Origin of the sequence: Amycolatopsis sp., from assembly GCF_035546795.1 — a bacterium.
Classification (GTDB): Bacteria; Actinomycetota; Actinomycetes; order Mycobacteriales; family Pseudonocardiaceae; genus Amycolatopsis_E.
In genome coordinates, this window is record NZ_DASZWC010000015.1 from 1 (window position 1) to 13559 (window position 13559).

The following is a 13559-nucleotide window of genomic DNA, read 5'->3' on the forward strand; positions in this document are numbered from 1 at the left end:
CGCTGGAGTACCCGAACTCTAGCAAAGGGAGCCCGCCTTGCCCGACCGGTTGTTCCGCTTCGGTCTCGTGGCCACGTCCACGGGTTCGGCGCGGGAATGGACGAAACTCGCACAACAGGCCGAAAACCTCGGCTTTTCCACCTTGCTCATGCCCGACGGTGTCGGCATCCAGTCGGCCTTCCCCGCGCTGGCGGCTGCGGCGGCGACCACCGAACGGCTCCGCTTCGGCAACTTCGTACTCGCCGCGCCGCTGCGCCCGCCGGGCCTTGTCGCCTGGGAGACCGCGAGCCTCGACCAGCTCTCCGAAGGCCGGTTCGAGCTGGGCCTCGGCGCGGGCAGGCCCGACGGGGCGCACAACGCCGACGTGCTCGGCGTCCCCTACGGCACGGCCGGTTCGCGGGTGCGGCAGGTCGCCGAGATCATCGATACGGTCGATCGGCTTTTGGTGCAGGACAAGGCTTTCCAGGCGGTGCAGCGCCCACGCCCGCCGATCATGGTGGCCGGCGGCGGCGACAAGCTGCTCACCCTCGCCGCGCGGCGCGCCGACATCGTGGCGGTGCACGGGGACGGCACCGAGGAAGGCCTGGCCGGACGGCTCGGCCTGGTGCGCGAAGCGGCGGGCGACCGGTTCGGCGAACTCGAACTGAGCGTGAACGTGTTCGCCGTCGGCGACGAGGAGCTGCCGCCGTTCGTCCGGCAGTTCGGCGTGGATCCGGCCAGGGCCAAGGAAAACCAGCACGTCTCGGTGCTCACCGGCGACTCGCCGGCCGACGTGCTGCGGCGCAGGCGCGACGAGTTCGGCATCTCCTACGTCACGTTCAACATCCGCGCGCTGGAGCAGGCCGCCCCGATCGTCGAGGAACTGGCAGGCACCTGACGCAACCGCGGCCGCGTTTCCCTTGGCCTGGCACGGGAAACGCCGCCGAGCCGCGCCACTCCTTCGGTCACGTCCGCCAGGAACGGTGAGCGCAGCGCGCCCGAACCGTCCGGCGGCGTGGCTGAGGTAGGGGTGCCTTTGCGCGCGGGTGATCCCGGCGAACAACAGCCGGTGGTGTTCGACGTGATATTTCCCTTCCTCCGGAACGAATTCGAGGCTGCCCGCCGGCCCGGCACCGGTCTCCAGCGCGAAAACGTGGTCGGCCAGCTCGGCGTAGCGTCCGTACGGTGCCGTCCGTTACCAATCCGACCACAGCCACCGTTCAGGAAGCGCTTTCCTGCATGGCGATCAGCTCGTCCAGCCTGCCCAGCGCCTGCCCGTTGGCGAGCGGGCTCCAGTAGTCCCGAAAGGACAGGACGCCCAGCGCGCCCACCTCCACGATGCTCACGTACGGCAGCCGGTAGCGGCGGCCGGAGCGCATCCCGACCGCGTCCGCCTCCCACTCCACCACCAGCGTGTCGGGCCGCGCGGTCTCGTGCCGCGTCTCGCTCGCGATTCCGGTGACCCGCAGGGCCTCGAAGAACTCGCGCAGGTACCCGATGATCTCCTGACGGCCACGCAGCCGGGGGAAGCCGGGCGGGGCGAACGGGAACTCCAGCGTGCCGTGCGGCGCCCAGACGTTCGCGAGCCCGTACAGATCACGCACGATGAGCCGGTCGTGCACCTGGTCGACCGCACTGTGCGCGCGCTGGCGCCGGTCCTGGTCGGAGAGAGAGTCAACCATGCCGCTCAGGCTATTTCCGCAGGTCCCACCATGCGGCGGGTACTCTCGGCAAACCGCGGCCCAGTGCGGTACCCGGTGCGGGTATGCGGCCGCCACTCAGTCCAAACAGAACTCGTTGCCCTCGATGTCCTGCATCACGATGCACGACTCGTCGTAGCCATCGGACTGCAGCACTCGCACGCGAACCGCGCCGAGCGCGACCAGCCGTGCGCACTCCGCCTGCAGCGCGGCGAGGCGCTCTTCGCCCACGAGCCCGGTGCCGACCCGCACGTCGAGGTGCACCCGGTTCTTGACCACCTTGCCCTCGGGAACGCGCTGGAAGAACAGTCGCGGGCCCGCGCCCGAGGGGTCACCGCAGGCGAACGCCGCCCCCTGCCGCTCCGGCGGCAGCGAACGGTCGAACTCGTCCCAGGTGTCGAAGCCCGCGGGCGGCGGTGGTACGACGTACCCCAGCACCTCGCACCAGAACCGGGCGACACGTTCGGGGTTCGCGCAATCGAAGGTTATCTGGACCTGTCTGACCGACGCCATCGCTCAACCATAGTGGCGCGGGCTTAGCTACCCGAGGGGTTCACACCCGGCGCCGGCGCCTGCGCGTTGCCCGCGATCCCGTACCGGCCCACGGCGCCGTCGAGCTGCTCCCGCAGCGCCAGCACGGTGGCCACCCGCCCGGCCGCGGTGTTCACGTTGTCCACAGTGGACAGGATCGACGTCGCGGAGGTGTCGGCGCGCACCACGCCGATGGCGCCGGTCCCCTCGGCCGAAGCCGGGTCACCCGCCAGGACGGTGCCCGCGCCCGAACGGTCCAGCTGCGCGGAGAACCGCGCCAGCGTGGCGGCCTTGTCGCCCGCACCGTCCCCGGTGGCCTGCCCGGCGGTCATCACGACGGCGAGCTGCCCCGGCCCGATGTTCGGGCTGGCCTTGACGAACCCGCCGTCGGTGAGCCCGCCGATCGCGGCCGCCAGCTCGGCCGTGGTGGACTGCGGCTGCGCGGTGTCCTTGTTGAGCAGCAGCACCGAACCCACCAGCGCGCCGGCCAGCGTGCCCGGGTCACCGGCCGTCGGGAACGTGGCGCCCGCAGGCTGCAGCCGGGTCACCACCTGGCGCAGCTGATCCGCCTTCGCCGGGTCCATGAAGGACGACGTCAGCTGCAGTTCACCGGTGACCGTCGCGCCGGACTGCGTGATCAGCTGCTTGAGCGCGTCCCGGTCGGCGGGGCTGGTCTCCTCGGTCGTCACCATGACCACCGAGCGCTTGTCCAGCGCGCCCGCGACCACCTTCGGCCCCATCGCACCGGCGAAGGCGTCCGCGTCGGTCAGCCGCGCGTTGAGCTGGTTGCGTTGCGCCTGCAGGTCGGAGACCTGGCTGGCCAGCTCGCCCTTCTCGTTGGACAGTCCGGAAAGCAGCGAACCGCTCAGCGCCGTCGAGCCGAGCACCACCCCGACCGCCAGTGCGAGGAAGACCGCCGCGATCGAGATGACGTGGTACCGCAGAGAGATCACGCGAAAAGCCCCTTGACCCAGCTTGTGAAGGAATTCCAGGTGTCGCGCAGCCAGTCGAGGTAGACACTGCCCACATCGGACATCAGCAGCGCGACGGCGACGACGATCAGCGCGGCGAGCACCAGCAGCACGACCGCCCCGATCGAGACACGGCTGCGGTGCAGCGCGGCGACCGCCTTGCCGTCCACGATCTTGGTGCCCAGCTTGAGCCGGGTGAGGAACGTCGACGGGTTCGAGCCCGACCGGCCGTGGTCCAGGAACTCCCGCAGCGTCGCCTGGAACCCGACCGTCACGACCAGACTCGCCTCGTGCGTGTCGGCGATCAGCAGCGCCAGATCTTCCGGGTTGCCCGACGCCGGGAAGGTGACCGCCCCGATGCCCAGGTCCTGGATGCGGGCGATCCCTGGCGCGTGCCCGTCGGGCTGCGCCGGCACTACCACTTCGGCACCGCACTTGAGCGTTTCCGCGTCGATCCCGTGCGGGTCGCCGACGATGATGTCCGGCTCGTAGCGCAGCTCGCGCAGGGTGTCCGCGCCGCCGTCCACGCCCACCAGCACCGGCCGGTGCTCACCGATGTACTTCTTGAGCGCCTTGAGGTCCGCGGCATGCCCCTTGCCGGGGGCGACGATGAGCACGTGCCTGTCCCGCAACGCGACCCGCACGTCCGGCACCCCGACCCCGTCCAGGATCAGGGTGCGCTCGCGGCGCAGGAACTCGATGGTGTTGGCGGAGAAGGCTTCCAGCTGGGTGGACATCCCGGCCTTGGCCTCGATCATTTGATCGGCGACGGCTTCGACGGTCAGCTCGCTGCCGGAGGCGATCTCGCGCTCTCCGCTGTAGACGGTGCCCTCGTGCAGCCGGACCTTGCTGCCGTCCTTGAGTTTGTGGAACACCTCCCCGCCGACCCCGTCGATCAGCGGGATACCGGCGGCGACCACGATCTCCGGGCCGAGGTTGGGGAACCGTCCCGAGATCGAGGGCGAGGCGTTGACGACCGCGGCGACCTCGGCCTCCACCAGCGCGTCGGCGGTGGCCCGGTCGAGGTCGAGCTGGTCGAGGACTACGATGTCGCCCGGGCTGATCCGGCGCAGGAGTTCGCGCGTGCGCCGATCCACCCTGGCCACACCGACGAGTCCGGGCAGGTTCTCGGTGTTACGCGTGAGCAGGCCGGTCAGCTTCATACCACCGATAGTGACAAACAGACGCCGGATGGTGGGGCCAACACGCCGGGGACGTTGCTCTTCGTGAGAGTGATTCCTACGCCTGTTTGCGCCGCTTACGCGGGTTGTTCGAGCCCTTTTTCCCTTCCGGACCTGGGGAAGCTTTATCCGATTCGGCCACGGCGAGTAATTCCTCGGCGTGCGCGCGGCCGGTTTCGGTGCCGTCCATCCCGGCGAGCATCCGGGCCAGCTCTTCCACCCGTTCGGACGGTTCGAGCGTTTTCACGCCGCTGCGCGTGATGCCCTTCGCGGTTCCCTTGTCCACCACCAGATGCCGGTCCGCGAAGGCGGCCACCTGCGGCAGGTGCGTGACCACGAGGACCTGGTGACTGCGGGCGAGCCGGGCCAGCCGCCTGCCGACCTCCACCGCGGCCCGGCCGCCGACACCGGCGTCCACCTCGTCGAACACCAGGGTCTGCACCGTGTCCGCGTGCGCCAGCACCACCTCGATGGCCAGCATGACGCGCGAGAGCTCGCCGCCGGACGCCGCCTTGTGCACCGGCATCGGCGGCGCGGCCGAATGCGCCTTGAGCAACAGCTCCACGTCGTCGATCCCATCCGGGCCCGCGTGCACCAGCTCACCCTCGACGCGCAGCGCCTGCGCGTCGGAGCCCTCGGCCGCGTGCCGCTGGACCGTCACGTCGATCTCGGCCTGCCCCATCGCCAGCCCGGACAGCTCGGAGGTGATCGCCGCGGCCAGCTGTTCGGCCGCCAGCACCCTGGCCGCGGACAGTTTCGCCGCATGACCGGCCAGTTCTGTCGCGAGCGCGTCCCGCTTCGCCGCCAGCTCCGCCAGCGCCTCTTCCGAAGTGTCCATAGTGGACAAACGAGCCCTGGCGTCCTCCGCCCAGGCCAGCACCCCGTCCACGTCCGCCGCGTACTTGCGGGTCAGCTTCTTCAGGTCGGACTGCCGCGCGAGCACCTGCTCGAGCCGCTCCGGGTCGGCGTCCAGACCGTCGAGATAGCCTCCGAGCTCGGCACCGACATCCGAGAGCAGCACGGCCGCTTCCGCCAGCCGCGGCTCCAGCTCCCGCAACACCGGGTCTTCGACCGACGCCAGCCTGCGCCGCGCCTCGCCGACCAGGCCGAGGGCGCCGGGCTGATCCGGATCTCCGTCCGGAGCACCGGACACCGCGGCCTGCGCGGAACCCGCGGCGCTGCGCAGCTCGTCGGCCGCGGCGAGGCGTTTGACCTGCTCGGCCAGCTCGGTGTCCTCGCCCGCTTGCGGCTCCACCGCGGCGATCTCGTCCAGGCCGTGCCGGAGCAGATCCGCCTGCTGCGCCATCTCCCGCGAACGCGACTGCCGCTCGGTCAGCTCGGTGACCACGGACTGCCACTCGTTCCGGACCGAACGGTATTCGAGCAGCGGTTTCGCCACCGCGTCCCCCGCGAAGCGATCCAGCACGTCCCGCTGCTCGGACGGGCGCAGCAGCCGCAGCTGATCGTTCTGCCCGTGCACCGCCAGCAGCCGGTCGGCCAGGTCGGACAGCACGCTCACCGGCACGGACCGGCCGCCGAGGTGCGCGCGGGAACGCCCATCGGCGCCCACCGAGCGCAGCGCGATCAGGCTGCCGTCCTCGTCGGCCTCACCACCGGCGTCGGTCACGATCCGGGCGACGTGCTCGGCGAACACGCCCTCGAACCGGCCCTCCACCGTGGCCTTGCCGGTGCCGTTGCGGACCTTCGAAGCCTCGGCCCGCCCACCGGAGAGCAGGTGCAACCCGGTGACCACCATCGTCTTGCCCGCACCCGTTTCCCCGGTGACGACGGTGAATCCCGGGTGCAGTTCGAGCAGGGCTTCCTCGATCACTCCGAGGCCCTGGATGCGCATCTCGGCCAGCACGGGCACCACCGTAGCGGCACCCACTGACAATTGCGAACCTATGTTCGATCGACAGGGGCGTGTCGACCAAGACCTACGGCTCGAACGTGTCGCTCGATCAGCCGGAGTGACGCTCGCGCCAGCTCTTCACCGGCAGCGCGAACTTGTGCACGAGACGATCGGTGAACGGGCCGCGCCACAGCCGGGCCAGCCGCACCGGCACCCGGCCGGCGACCACCTTCACCCGCGCTCCCGGCGGCAACGCGACGTGCCGCAACCCGTCGCAGGTCAGCACGGCAGGTGAGCCATCGGGGTCGACGCCAACGGTGATCACCGAACTCCGCGAGACCACCAGCGGCCGCGAGAACATGGCGTGCGCGTTGCTGGGCACGACGAGCAACGCCTCCACGTCCGGCCAGATGATCGGCCCGCCGGCGGAAAACGCGTAAGCCGTCGAGCCGGTCGGCGTGGCGCAGAGCACACCGTCACAACCGAAAGCGGACACCGGGCGGCCGTCCACCTCGATCAGCGCGTCGAGCACCCGTTCCCGGGATGCCTTCTCCACGCTGGCTTCGTTCAGGGCCCACGTCTCGGCCACCCGCTCACCGTCGACAGTCACGGTGACATCGACGGTCATCCGTTTCTCGACGGTGTAGTCGCGCTCGACCACGCGATGCACGGTGTCCTCCAGCGCGTCCGAATCGGCCTCGGTGAGGAAGCCGACGCGGCCCAGGTTCACCCCCAGCACCGGAACGCTCGCCGGGCGCGCGATCTCGGCCGCCCGCAACAGAGTTCCGTCGCCGCCGAGCACCAGCACCAGTTCGGCGCCCTGCGCGGGCGCCTCCGGACCGACCAGCCGGCAGGTGCCGTCGTCGAGGAGATCCCGCACCTGCGGATCGGCGACACGCAGCCCCACGCCCGCCGCAGCGAACTTGCCCGCGACGTGCTGGGCCGCTTCTCTGCTGGTCTCGCGATCGGGGTGCATGACGAGCAGCACCTCGCGGTCTTCGCTCACTGTGGGCCCTCTCTGACCGCGGTGCGCACCAGCTCCACCACATCGTCCACAGTGGACGGTTCGCGGCGCAGCCAGGCGAAGAATTCGACGTTGCCGGACGGTCCCGGCAACGGGCTCGCGACCACCCCGTGCGCGTGCAGGCCCAGTTCCCCGGCTGTGGCGAGCACGTCCAGCACGGCCTGCGCGCGCAGTTCCGGATCGCGGACCACACCGCCGCTGCCGAGGCGTTCCTTGCCGACCTCGAACTGCGGTTTGACCATCGGCACCAGATCGGCGTCCGGTTCGGCACACGCGGCCAGCGCGGGGAGCACGAGTTTGAGCGAGATGAACGACAGATCGCCGACGACGACGTCCACCGGCCCGCCGGTCTGGTCCGGCGTCAGGTTCCGCACGTTCGTCTTGTCGAGCACGACGACGCGCTCGTCGGTCTGCAGCCGCCAGTCGAGAAGCCCCCGGCCGACATCGGCGGCGATGACGGTGCGCGCGCCACGCCGGAGCAGGACGTCGGTGAACCCGCCGGTGGAGGCACCAGCGTCGAGACAGCGTTTGCCCGCAACGGAAAGCCCGAGCGGTTCGAAGGCTTCCAGCGCGCCGAGGAGTTTGTGCGCGCCACGCGAGGCCCAGCCCGGGTCGTCGGCGTCGCGCACCACGATGGGCGCGTCGTTCTCCACGCCGGTGGCGGGTTTGCTCGCGACCATGCCGCGCACCGACACCTTGCCCTCGCCGATCAGCGTGCTCGCGTGCTCACGGGAGCGGGCGAGACCCCGGCGGACCAGTTCGGCGTCGAGGCGGGCCCTACGGGGCATCCGTCAAACCTTGTCGATACTGGACAGCGCGAAGGTGAGCTCGGTGTGGACGGCGTCGAACCGCTCGACGTGCTCGGCGAGCGGTACCTGGTCGAGGTTGTCGAGACCGTTCATGGCCTCTTCGATGCCCGCGCGCGGGTCCGCGGGCTGCGGCGGCGGACCCGGCACCGGGTTCGGCTGCGGATACGGTTGTTGCTGCACGCCCACCACGCTAACGGATCGGTCAGTCGGTGGATGTGAGCCCCAGCCCGGCGAGTGCTTCGCGGGCCCGGTCGTCGGCGGCACGGACCGCGGAGATGCCCGACTCCCAGGCCACATCGCAGAGGGCGCGAAGCAACGTGTACGCGTCCTCGGCTCCCTCGCTGGAGGCGACGAGAGCATCGCCCTCGGCGTGCACGCGCCAGCCGTCCTGCGGGCCGGCAAGCAGGTCCTTCGCCGAGCCGGTGAGCGCGCTCAACTCGGCCGCGACGTACGTCGGACGCTGCCCGGGCGGGGCCGCGAGCAGTTCGGCCGGCGTCGAGACCCCGGTCAGCACGAGCAGCGAATCGAACCCGGCGGCGGCTCCCCCGGCGATGTCGGTGTCCAGCCGGTCACCCACCACCAGCGGCTTGTCCGCGGCGGCCGACTCGGCTGCCGCGTGCAGAAGGGGCGCGGCGGGCTTGCCGGCCACGACCGGCTCGGCGCCGGTGGCTGTCCGGAGGGCGGCGACCATCGACCCGTTGCCGGGCAGCAGGCCACGCTCGGTGGGCAGGGTGGCGTCGACGTTGCAGGCGACCCACCGGGCCCCGTCGCGGATCGCCAGCGCTGCCTCGGCCAGGTGCTTCCAGCCTGTCTCCGGCCAGTGCCCCTGCACGACCGCAGCCACGCCCTCACGGTTCTCGCGGACAGCTCGCAGCCCCAGCGCTTCGACCTCCGCGACGAGCGCCGGAGCGCCGACGACGAGCACGATGCTGTTTTCGTCCAGCCCCTGACGAACCACTTTCGCGCCGGCCTGCGCGCTGGTGCTGACCTCGGCGACGTCCGCGTCGATCTCCATGGCGCGCAGCGTCTCGGCCACGTCACCCGGCGCCTTGGAGGCGTTGTTGGTGACGAACCGGACGGCCGCGCCCCGGCCCCGCACGTCCCGGATCGTCTCGGCGACGCCGGGGATCGGGCGGGGACCGTGGTAGACCGTGCCGTCCAGGTCGAGCAGGACGGCGTCGTAGAGCGAGAGCAGGGTGTCGCCGTCAGTCATCCGACGCCTTGCCCCGGGATTCGCCGGTCTCTGTTTCGGTTTCGGCCTCGGTCTCGGGTTCTGTCCCGGCCGCAGTCTCTGTCCCGGCCGCAGTCTCTGTCCCGACCGCAGTCTCTGTCCCGACCGCATCGGTCGCCGAATCGTCCGCGTCCGTCTCGTCGGAGTCGACGGATCCGGCCGCCTGCTCCCCGTCGAGGTCGTCGGCGTCGGCGAACTCGTCCGTGTCGGGCTCGTCGCCGTTGGTCAGCCGGGCCGCACGCTCGGCGGCGTCGGTCTCGTCTTCCTCGTCCGCTTCGGCTGACGTGAGGAACCAGCGAATCGCCTCTTCGGTGCGTCCGGCCGCCGCGAGGTTGTCGGCGTATGCGTAGAACAGCCGCGCACTCCACGGGTCGCGTTTCTTCGGGTCGAGGTCCGCACCCTGCAGCGAGACGACCGCCGCGTCGAGCTGCCCCATGTCGCGGCGCGCCCCGGCCGCGACGATCCGCAGCTCGATCTCGACCTCACGCGGAAGCTGATTGCCCGCCGTGGCCTCCTTGGCGAGGTCCAAGGCCCGCTCCGGCCGGCCCAGCGCACGCTCGGCGTCGGCGATGACCGCGATATGCGTGTCGGTCCGCGTCATCCGGCGCACCGCGCGCAGCTCGGACAGGGCCTCGGCCCAGTTCCCGGCGTGGTAGGACACCAGACCGAGCGCCTCCCGCACGATCGGCACACGGGAGGCTTTGGCCTTGGCGTACCGGGCGTGCTCGAGCGCGGCCTCGGGGTCGGTGTCGATCAGGCCGCCGGCCGCGACCAGGTGCTTGCCCACAGTCTCGGCGAGCTGCTTCGGCAACGTCCGCAGCTCGCGGCGAGCCTCTTCGTCGAGGTCGGAGAAATCGACGTCTTCCGGCAGCTCGGGTGCTTCGAGCAGCTCCCTCGCGAGGGTGGCATCGTCAAGCTGCTCGTTGGCTTTGCTCGCTGTGCGCGGGAACCCGCTGCGCGGCCCACCGCCCTGGTGCTCCCGACGCTCACGAGCACCGGTCGGCCGCCGGTCGTCCCGGGAGTTGCGGTCGCCACTGAACTTCCGGTCATCCCGGGGACCGCGATCGCTGCCGCTCTTCCAGCTATCCCGGGAGTTGCGGTCACCACTGAACTTCCGGTCATCCCGGGAGTTGCGGTCACCACTGAACTTCCGGTCATCCCGAGAGTTGCGGTCGTTCCCGAACTTCCGGTCGCCCCGGGGAGCGCGATCGTCCCGGAAGCTCTGGCCGCCACGAGCACCGCGGTCGTCCCGAGGGCCCCGGTCGCCGAACTTGCGGTCACCGCTCGCCCCGCGGTCGTTGCTGAACTTCCGGTCGCCACGAGGGCCACGGTCGCCGCGGGAGTCGTCAAAGCTCCGCCCACCGCGCGGCCCATCGCCCCGGTAACCGCCGGAACGCCGGTCATCCCCACGGAAACCACCGGAACCCCGGTCGTCACGGGAGCCACCGAAATTACGGCCGCGATCGTCGCCGCGCGAACCGCCGGCGCCACGATCGTTGCCCCGCGGGCCGCTGTATCCGCGTCCACGGTCGTCGCCACGGGAGCCACCGAAGTCACGACCACCGCCGGAACGCCGGTCATCGCGAGAACCGCTGGAACCGCGGCCGCGGTCGTCCCCTGAATTGGTGAAATTGCGGCCACGATCGTCGCGGGAGCCGTAGCTGCGGCCGCGGTCGCCGAAGTCACGACTGCCACCCCTGCCACGCTCATCGCGGGAGCCGCCATAGCCACGGTTGTCCCGGGAGCCACCCTGGCGGTCGTCACGAGAGCCACGGTTGTCCCTGGAACCACCGGAACCGCCACCGTAACCACGATTGTCCCGGGAACCACCGGTGTAGCCGCGGTTGTCCCGGGAACCACCGGTGTAGCCGCGGTTGTCCCGGGAACCGCTCTGGCGATTGTCGCCCGAACCGCGGTAGCCACGGCTATCGCGGGAGTCGCGGGAGTCACTGTCGCGCCTGTCGCCGCCACGGGAACCGCCGCCCTGGCGGTCATCACGTGAACCACGGTAGCCGCGGTCACCGTCGCGCCTGTCCTTGTTCCAGGACGGGCGGTCGCCACGGCCTTCGAATTTGCCTCCGGAAGACCGGCGGTCACCCTCGCGGGGCTTGCCGGCGTTACCGCGATCCCGGTCGTACTGCCCCGATTTGCCGCTGCCCGACCCGCGCTTGTCGTCTCGCGGAGAACCCGTGCGGCGTTTGTCGGGGGACGAGTCACGGTGTCGTGGGCGGCCGGACGCGGCGTCGTCCCCTGTGTCGCGCCGTCCGTACTCCGCCACGTCTTCCTCCTCGTTGAAGTTGAAAAAATCTTGCGAACATGCACAAAGGGCCCGCTAGGAGCAGCCAACCGGCTATCCTAGCGGGCCCTTCGGACGTTTAGTTCGGCGGTGTCCTACTCTCCCACAACCCTTCGGTTGCAGTACCATCGGCGCTGGCGGGCTTAGCTTCCGGGTTCGGAATGGGACCGGGCGTTTCCCCGCCGCCATGACCACCGAAACACTACGATCACACACGCAGCGAAACAGTCATGCGACTTGTCGCTGGTGTGGTGTTTCAGAGCTGTAGAGTGGATGCGTAGCATGTTTGTGGGCAAGTCCTCGGCCTATTAGTACCAGTCAACTCGAAAACACATTACTGTGCGTCCATTTCTGGCCTATCAACCCAGTAGTCTGCTGGGGGCCTTAACCCCTCACGGGGTGGGAGACCTCATCTTGGAACAGGCTTCCCGCTTAGATGCCTTCAGCGGTTATCCCTTCCGAACGTAGCTAACCAGCCATGCCACTGGCGTGACAACTGGCATACCAGAGGTTCGTCCGTCCCGGTCCTCTCGTACTAGGGACAGCCTTCCGCAAGTCTCCTACGCGCGCGGCGGATAGGGACCGAACTGTCTCACGACGTTCTAAACCCAGCTCGCGTGCCGCTTTAATGGGCGAACAGCCCAACCCTTGGGACCTACTCCGGCCCCAGGATGCGACGAGCCGACATCGAGGTGCCAAACCATGCCGTCGATATGGACTCTTGGGCAAGATCAGCCTGTTATCCCCGGGGTACCTTTTATCCGTTGAGCGACGGCGCTTCCACAAGCCACCGCCGGATCACTAGTTCCGACTTTCGTCCCTGCTCGACCTGTCGGTCTCACAGTCAAGCTCCCTTGTGCACTTGCACTCGCCACCTGATTGCCAACCAGGCTGAGGGAACCTTTGAGCGCCTCCGTTACATTTTAGGAGGCAACCGCCCCAGTTAAACTACCCACCAGGCACTGTCCCTGGCCCAGGTGATGGTCCGAGGTTAGACATCCGAGGCGGCCAGAGTGGTATTTCAACGTTGACTCCACCGACACTGGCGTGCCGGCTTCCCAGTCTCCCACCTATCCTACACAAGCCGCACCAAACACCAATACAAAGCTGTAGTAAAGGTCCCGGGGTCTTTCCGTCCTGCTGCGCGTAACGAGCATCTTTACTCGTAGTGCAATTTCGCCGAGTTCGCGGTTGAGACAGCGGAGAAGTCGTTACGCCATTCGTGCAGGTCGGAACTTACCCGACAAGGAATTTCGCTACCTTAGGATGGTTATAGTTACCACCGCCGTTTACTGGGGCTTAAATTCTGAGCTTCGCCTTGCGGCTGACCCGTCCTCTTAACCTTCCAGCACCGGGCAGGCGTCAGTCCGTATACATCGTATTGCTACTTCGCACGGACCTGTGTTTTTAGTAAACAGTCGCTTCTCGCTGGTCTCTGCGACCGGCCTCAGCTCGGGGAGTAAATCCCGTCACCACAACCGGCCCCCCTTCTCCCGAAGTTACGGGGGCATTTTGCCGAGTTCCTTAACCATAGTTTGCTCGATCGCCTTGGTATTCTCTACCTGACCACCTGTGTCGGTTTGGGGTACGGGCCGCGGAGAGCTCGCTAGAGGCTTTTCTCGGCAGCATAGGATCATCGAATTCGCCGCAATCGGCTATGCATCACGTCTCAGGCTATGTGTCGCGCGGATTTACCTACACGACGCCCTACACGCTTACCCCGGTATATCCACTGACCGGTACGACTACCTTCCTGCGTCACCCCATCGCTTATCTACTGCTGGCTCGGGTCGCGCGCTCCACCACGCTCCCCGAAGGGATTGCGGCTTCAGGCGCTCAGCATCACCAGGTTCGATATGGGCGCTCTTTTGCGGGTACGGGAATATCAACCCGTTGTCCATCGACTACGCCTGTCGGCCTCGCCTTAGGTCCCGACTTACCCTGGGCGGATTAGCCTGGCCCAGGAACCCTTGGTCATTCGGCGG

12 protein-coding genes and 2 rRNA genes are annotated in these 13559 nt (G+C 68.9%); 2 read left to right on the top strand and 12 right to left on the bottom strand.

What is annotated here, in order from left to right; genetic code table 11:
- The first annotated feature begins 37 nt into the window (after positions 1-37).
- The gene (locus VHD82_RS10720) at positions 38-877 is read left to right on the top strand and encodes a TIGR03621 family F420-dependent LLM class oxidoreductase (protein WP_325700498.1); all 840 of its coding nucleotides are present in this window, start codon (positions 38-40) and stop codon (positions 875-877) included.
- 322 nt (positions 878-1199) lie between these two features.
- Here VHD82_RS10720 and VHD82_RS10725 read toward each other — a convergent pair whose 3' ends face one another.
- The 10 genes from VHD82_RS10725 to VHD82_RS10770 form a co-directional block, all read right to left on the bottom strand.
- Positions 1200-1661: a nuclear transport factor 2 family protein gene (locus VHD82_RS10725; protein ID WP_325700501.1), complete on the bottom strand. Its 462-nt coding sequence runs from the start codon at positions 1659-1661 to the stop codon at positions 1200-1202.
- A gap of 96 nt (positions 1662-1757) precedes the next feature.
- Positions 1758-2192 (bottom strand): VOC family protein, encoded by a 435-nt coding sequence (locus VHD82_RS10730; RefSeq protein ID WP_325700504.1) that lies wholly within the window; start codon positions 2190-2192, stop codon positions 1758-1760.
- Positions 2193-2215: 23 nt separating this feature from the next.
- Complete coding sequence (locus VHD82_RS10735) at positions 2216-3163, bottom strand: copper transporter (RefSeq protein ID WP_325700507.1); 948 nt, start codon at positions 3161-3163, stop codon at positions 2216-2218.
- Positions 3160-4344 (bottom strand): putative cytokinetic ring protein SteA, encoded by a 1185-nt coding sequence (gene steA / locus VHD82_RS10740; RefSeq protein ID WP_325700510.1) that lies wholly within the window; start codon positions 4342-4344, stop codon positions 3160-3162. The genes VHD82_RS10735 and steA overlap by 4 nt, the downstream gene beginning before the upstream one ends.
- Before the next feature lie 76 nt (positions 4345-4420).
- Positions 4421-6226, bottom strand: a complete 1806-nt coding sequence (gene recN / locus VHD82_RS10745; protein WP_325700530.1) for a DNA repair protein RecN — start codon at positions 6224-6226, stop codon at positions 4421-4423.
- 97 nt (positions 6227-6323) lie between these two features.
- A complete protein-coding gene (locus VHD82_RS10750; RefSeq protein ID WP_325700513.1) occupies positions 6324-7220 on the bottom strand; it encodes an NAD kinase in 897 nt (298 codons plus the stop codon).
- A complete protein-coding gene (locus VHD82_RS10755) occupies positions 7217-8026 on the bottom strand; it encodes a TlyA family RNA methyltransferase (protein WP_325700515.1) in 810 nt (269 codons plus the stop codon). The genes VHD82_RS10750 and VHD82_RS10755 overlap by 4 nt, the downstream gene beginning before the upstream one ends.
- 3 nt (positions 8027-8029) lie before the next feature.
- Positions 8030-8227, bottom strand: a complete 198-nt coding sequence (locus VHD82_RS10760) for a hypothetical protein (RefSeq protein WP_325700518.1) — start codon at positions 8225-8227, stop codon at positions 8030-8032.
- A gap of 22 nt (positions 8228-8249) precedes the next feature.
- Positions 8250-9260, bottom strand: coding sequence for an HAD-IIA family hydrolase (locus VHD82_RS10765; RefSeq protein WP_325700521.1), 1011 nt, complete (start codon positions 9258-9260; stop codon positions 8250-8252).
- Complete coding sequence (locus tag VHD82_RS10770; RefSeq protein ID WP_325700524.1) at positions 9253-10089, bottom strand: hypothetical protein; 837 nt, start codon at positions 10087-10089, stop codon at positions 9253-9255. The genes VHD82_RS10765 and VHD82_RS10770 overlap by 8 nt, the downstream gene beginning before the upstream one ends.
- Before the next feature lie 162 nt (positions 10090-10251).
- Here VHD82_RS10770 and VHD82_RS10775 point away from each other — a divergent pair, with 162 nt between their 5' ends.
- Positions 10252-10899 carry a hypothetical protein gene (locus VHD82_RS10775; protein ID WP_325700527.1) on the top strand — a complete coding sequence of 216 codons (648 nt, stop codon included), beginning with the start codon at positions 10252-10254 and terminating at the stop codon, positions 10897-10899.
- 757 nt (positions 10900-11656) lie between these two features.
- On the opposite strand, the gene rrf is transcribed toward VHD82_RS10775, so the two are convergent.
- Both rrf and VHD82_RS10785 read right to left on the bottom strand, forming a co-directional pair.
- Positions 11657-11773 (bottom strand): 5S ribosomal RNA (gene rrf / locus VHD82_RS10780).
- An 89-nt stretch (positions 11774-11862) separates the two neighbouring features.
- Positions 11863-13559 (bottom strand): 23S ribosomal RNA (locus VHD82_RS10785); the annotation flags it as partial.

What these genes read in the sequence shown, in the direction of transcription:
- VHD82_RS10725 (WP_325700501.1), bottom strand. Translation starts at nt 1,661, where the DNA reads ATGGTTGACTCTCTCTCCGACCAGGACCGGCGCCAGCGCGCGCACAGT.
- VHD82_RS10730 (WP_325700504.1), bottom strand. Translation starts at nt 2,192, where the DNA reads ATGGCGTCGGTCAGACAGGTCCAGATAACCTTCGATTGCGCGAACCCC.
- steA (WP_325700510.1), bottom strand. Translation starts at nt 4,344, where the DNA reads ATGAAGCTGACCGGCCTGCTCACGCGTAACACCGAGAACCTGCCCGGA.
- VHD82_RS10755 (WP_325700515.1), bottom strand. Translation starts at nt 8,026, where the DNA reads ATGCCCCGTAGGGCCCGCCTCGACGCCGAACTGGTCCGCCGGGGTCTC.
- VHD82_RS10765 (WP_325700521.1), bottom strand. Translation starts at nt 9,260, where the DNA reads ATGACTGACGGCGACACCCTGCTCTCGCTCTACGACGCCGTCCTGCTC.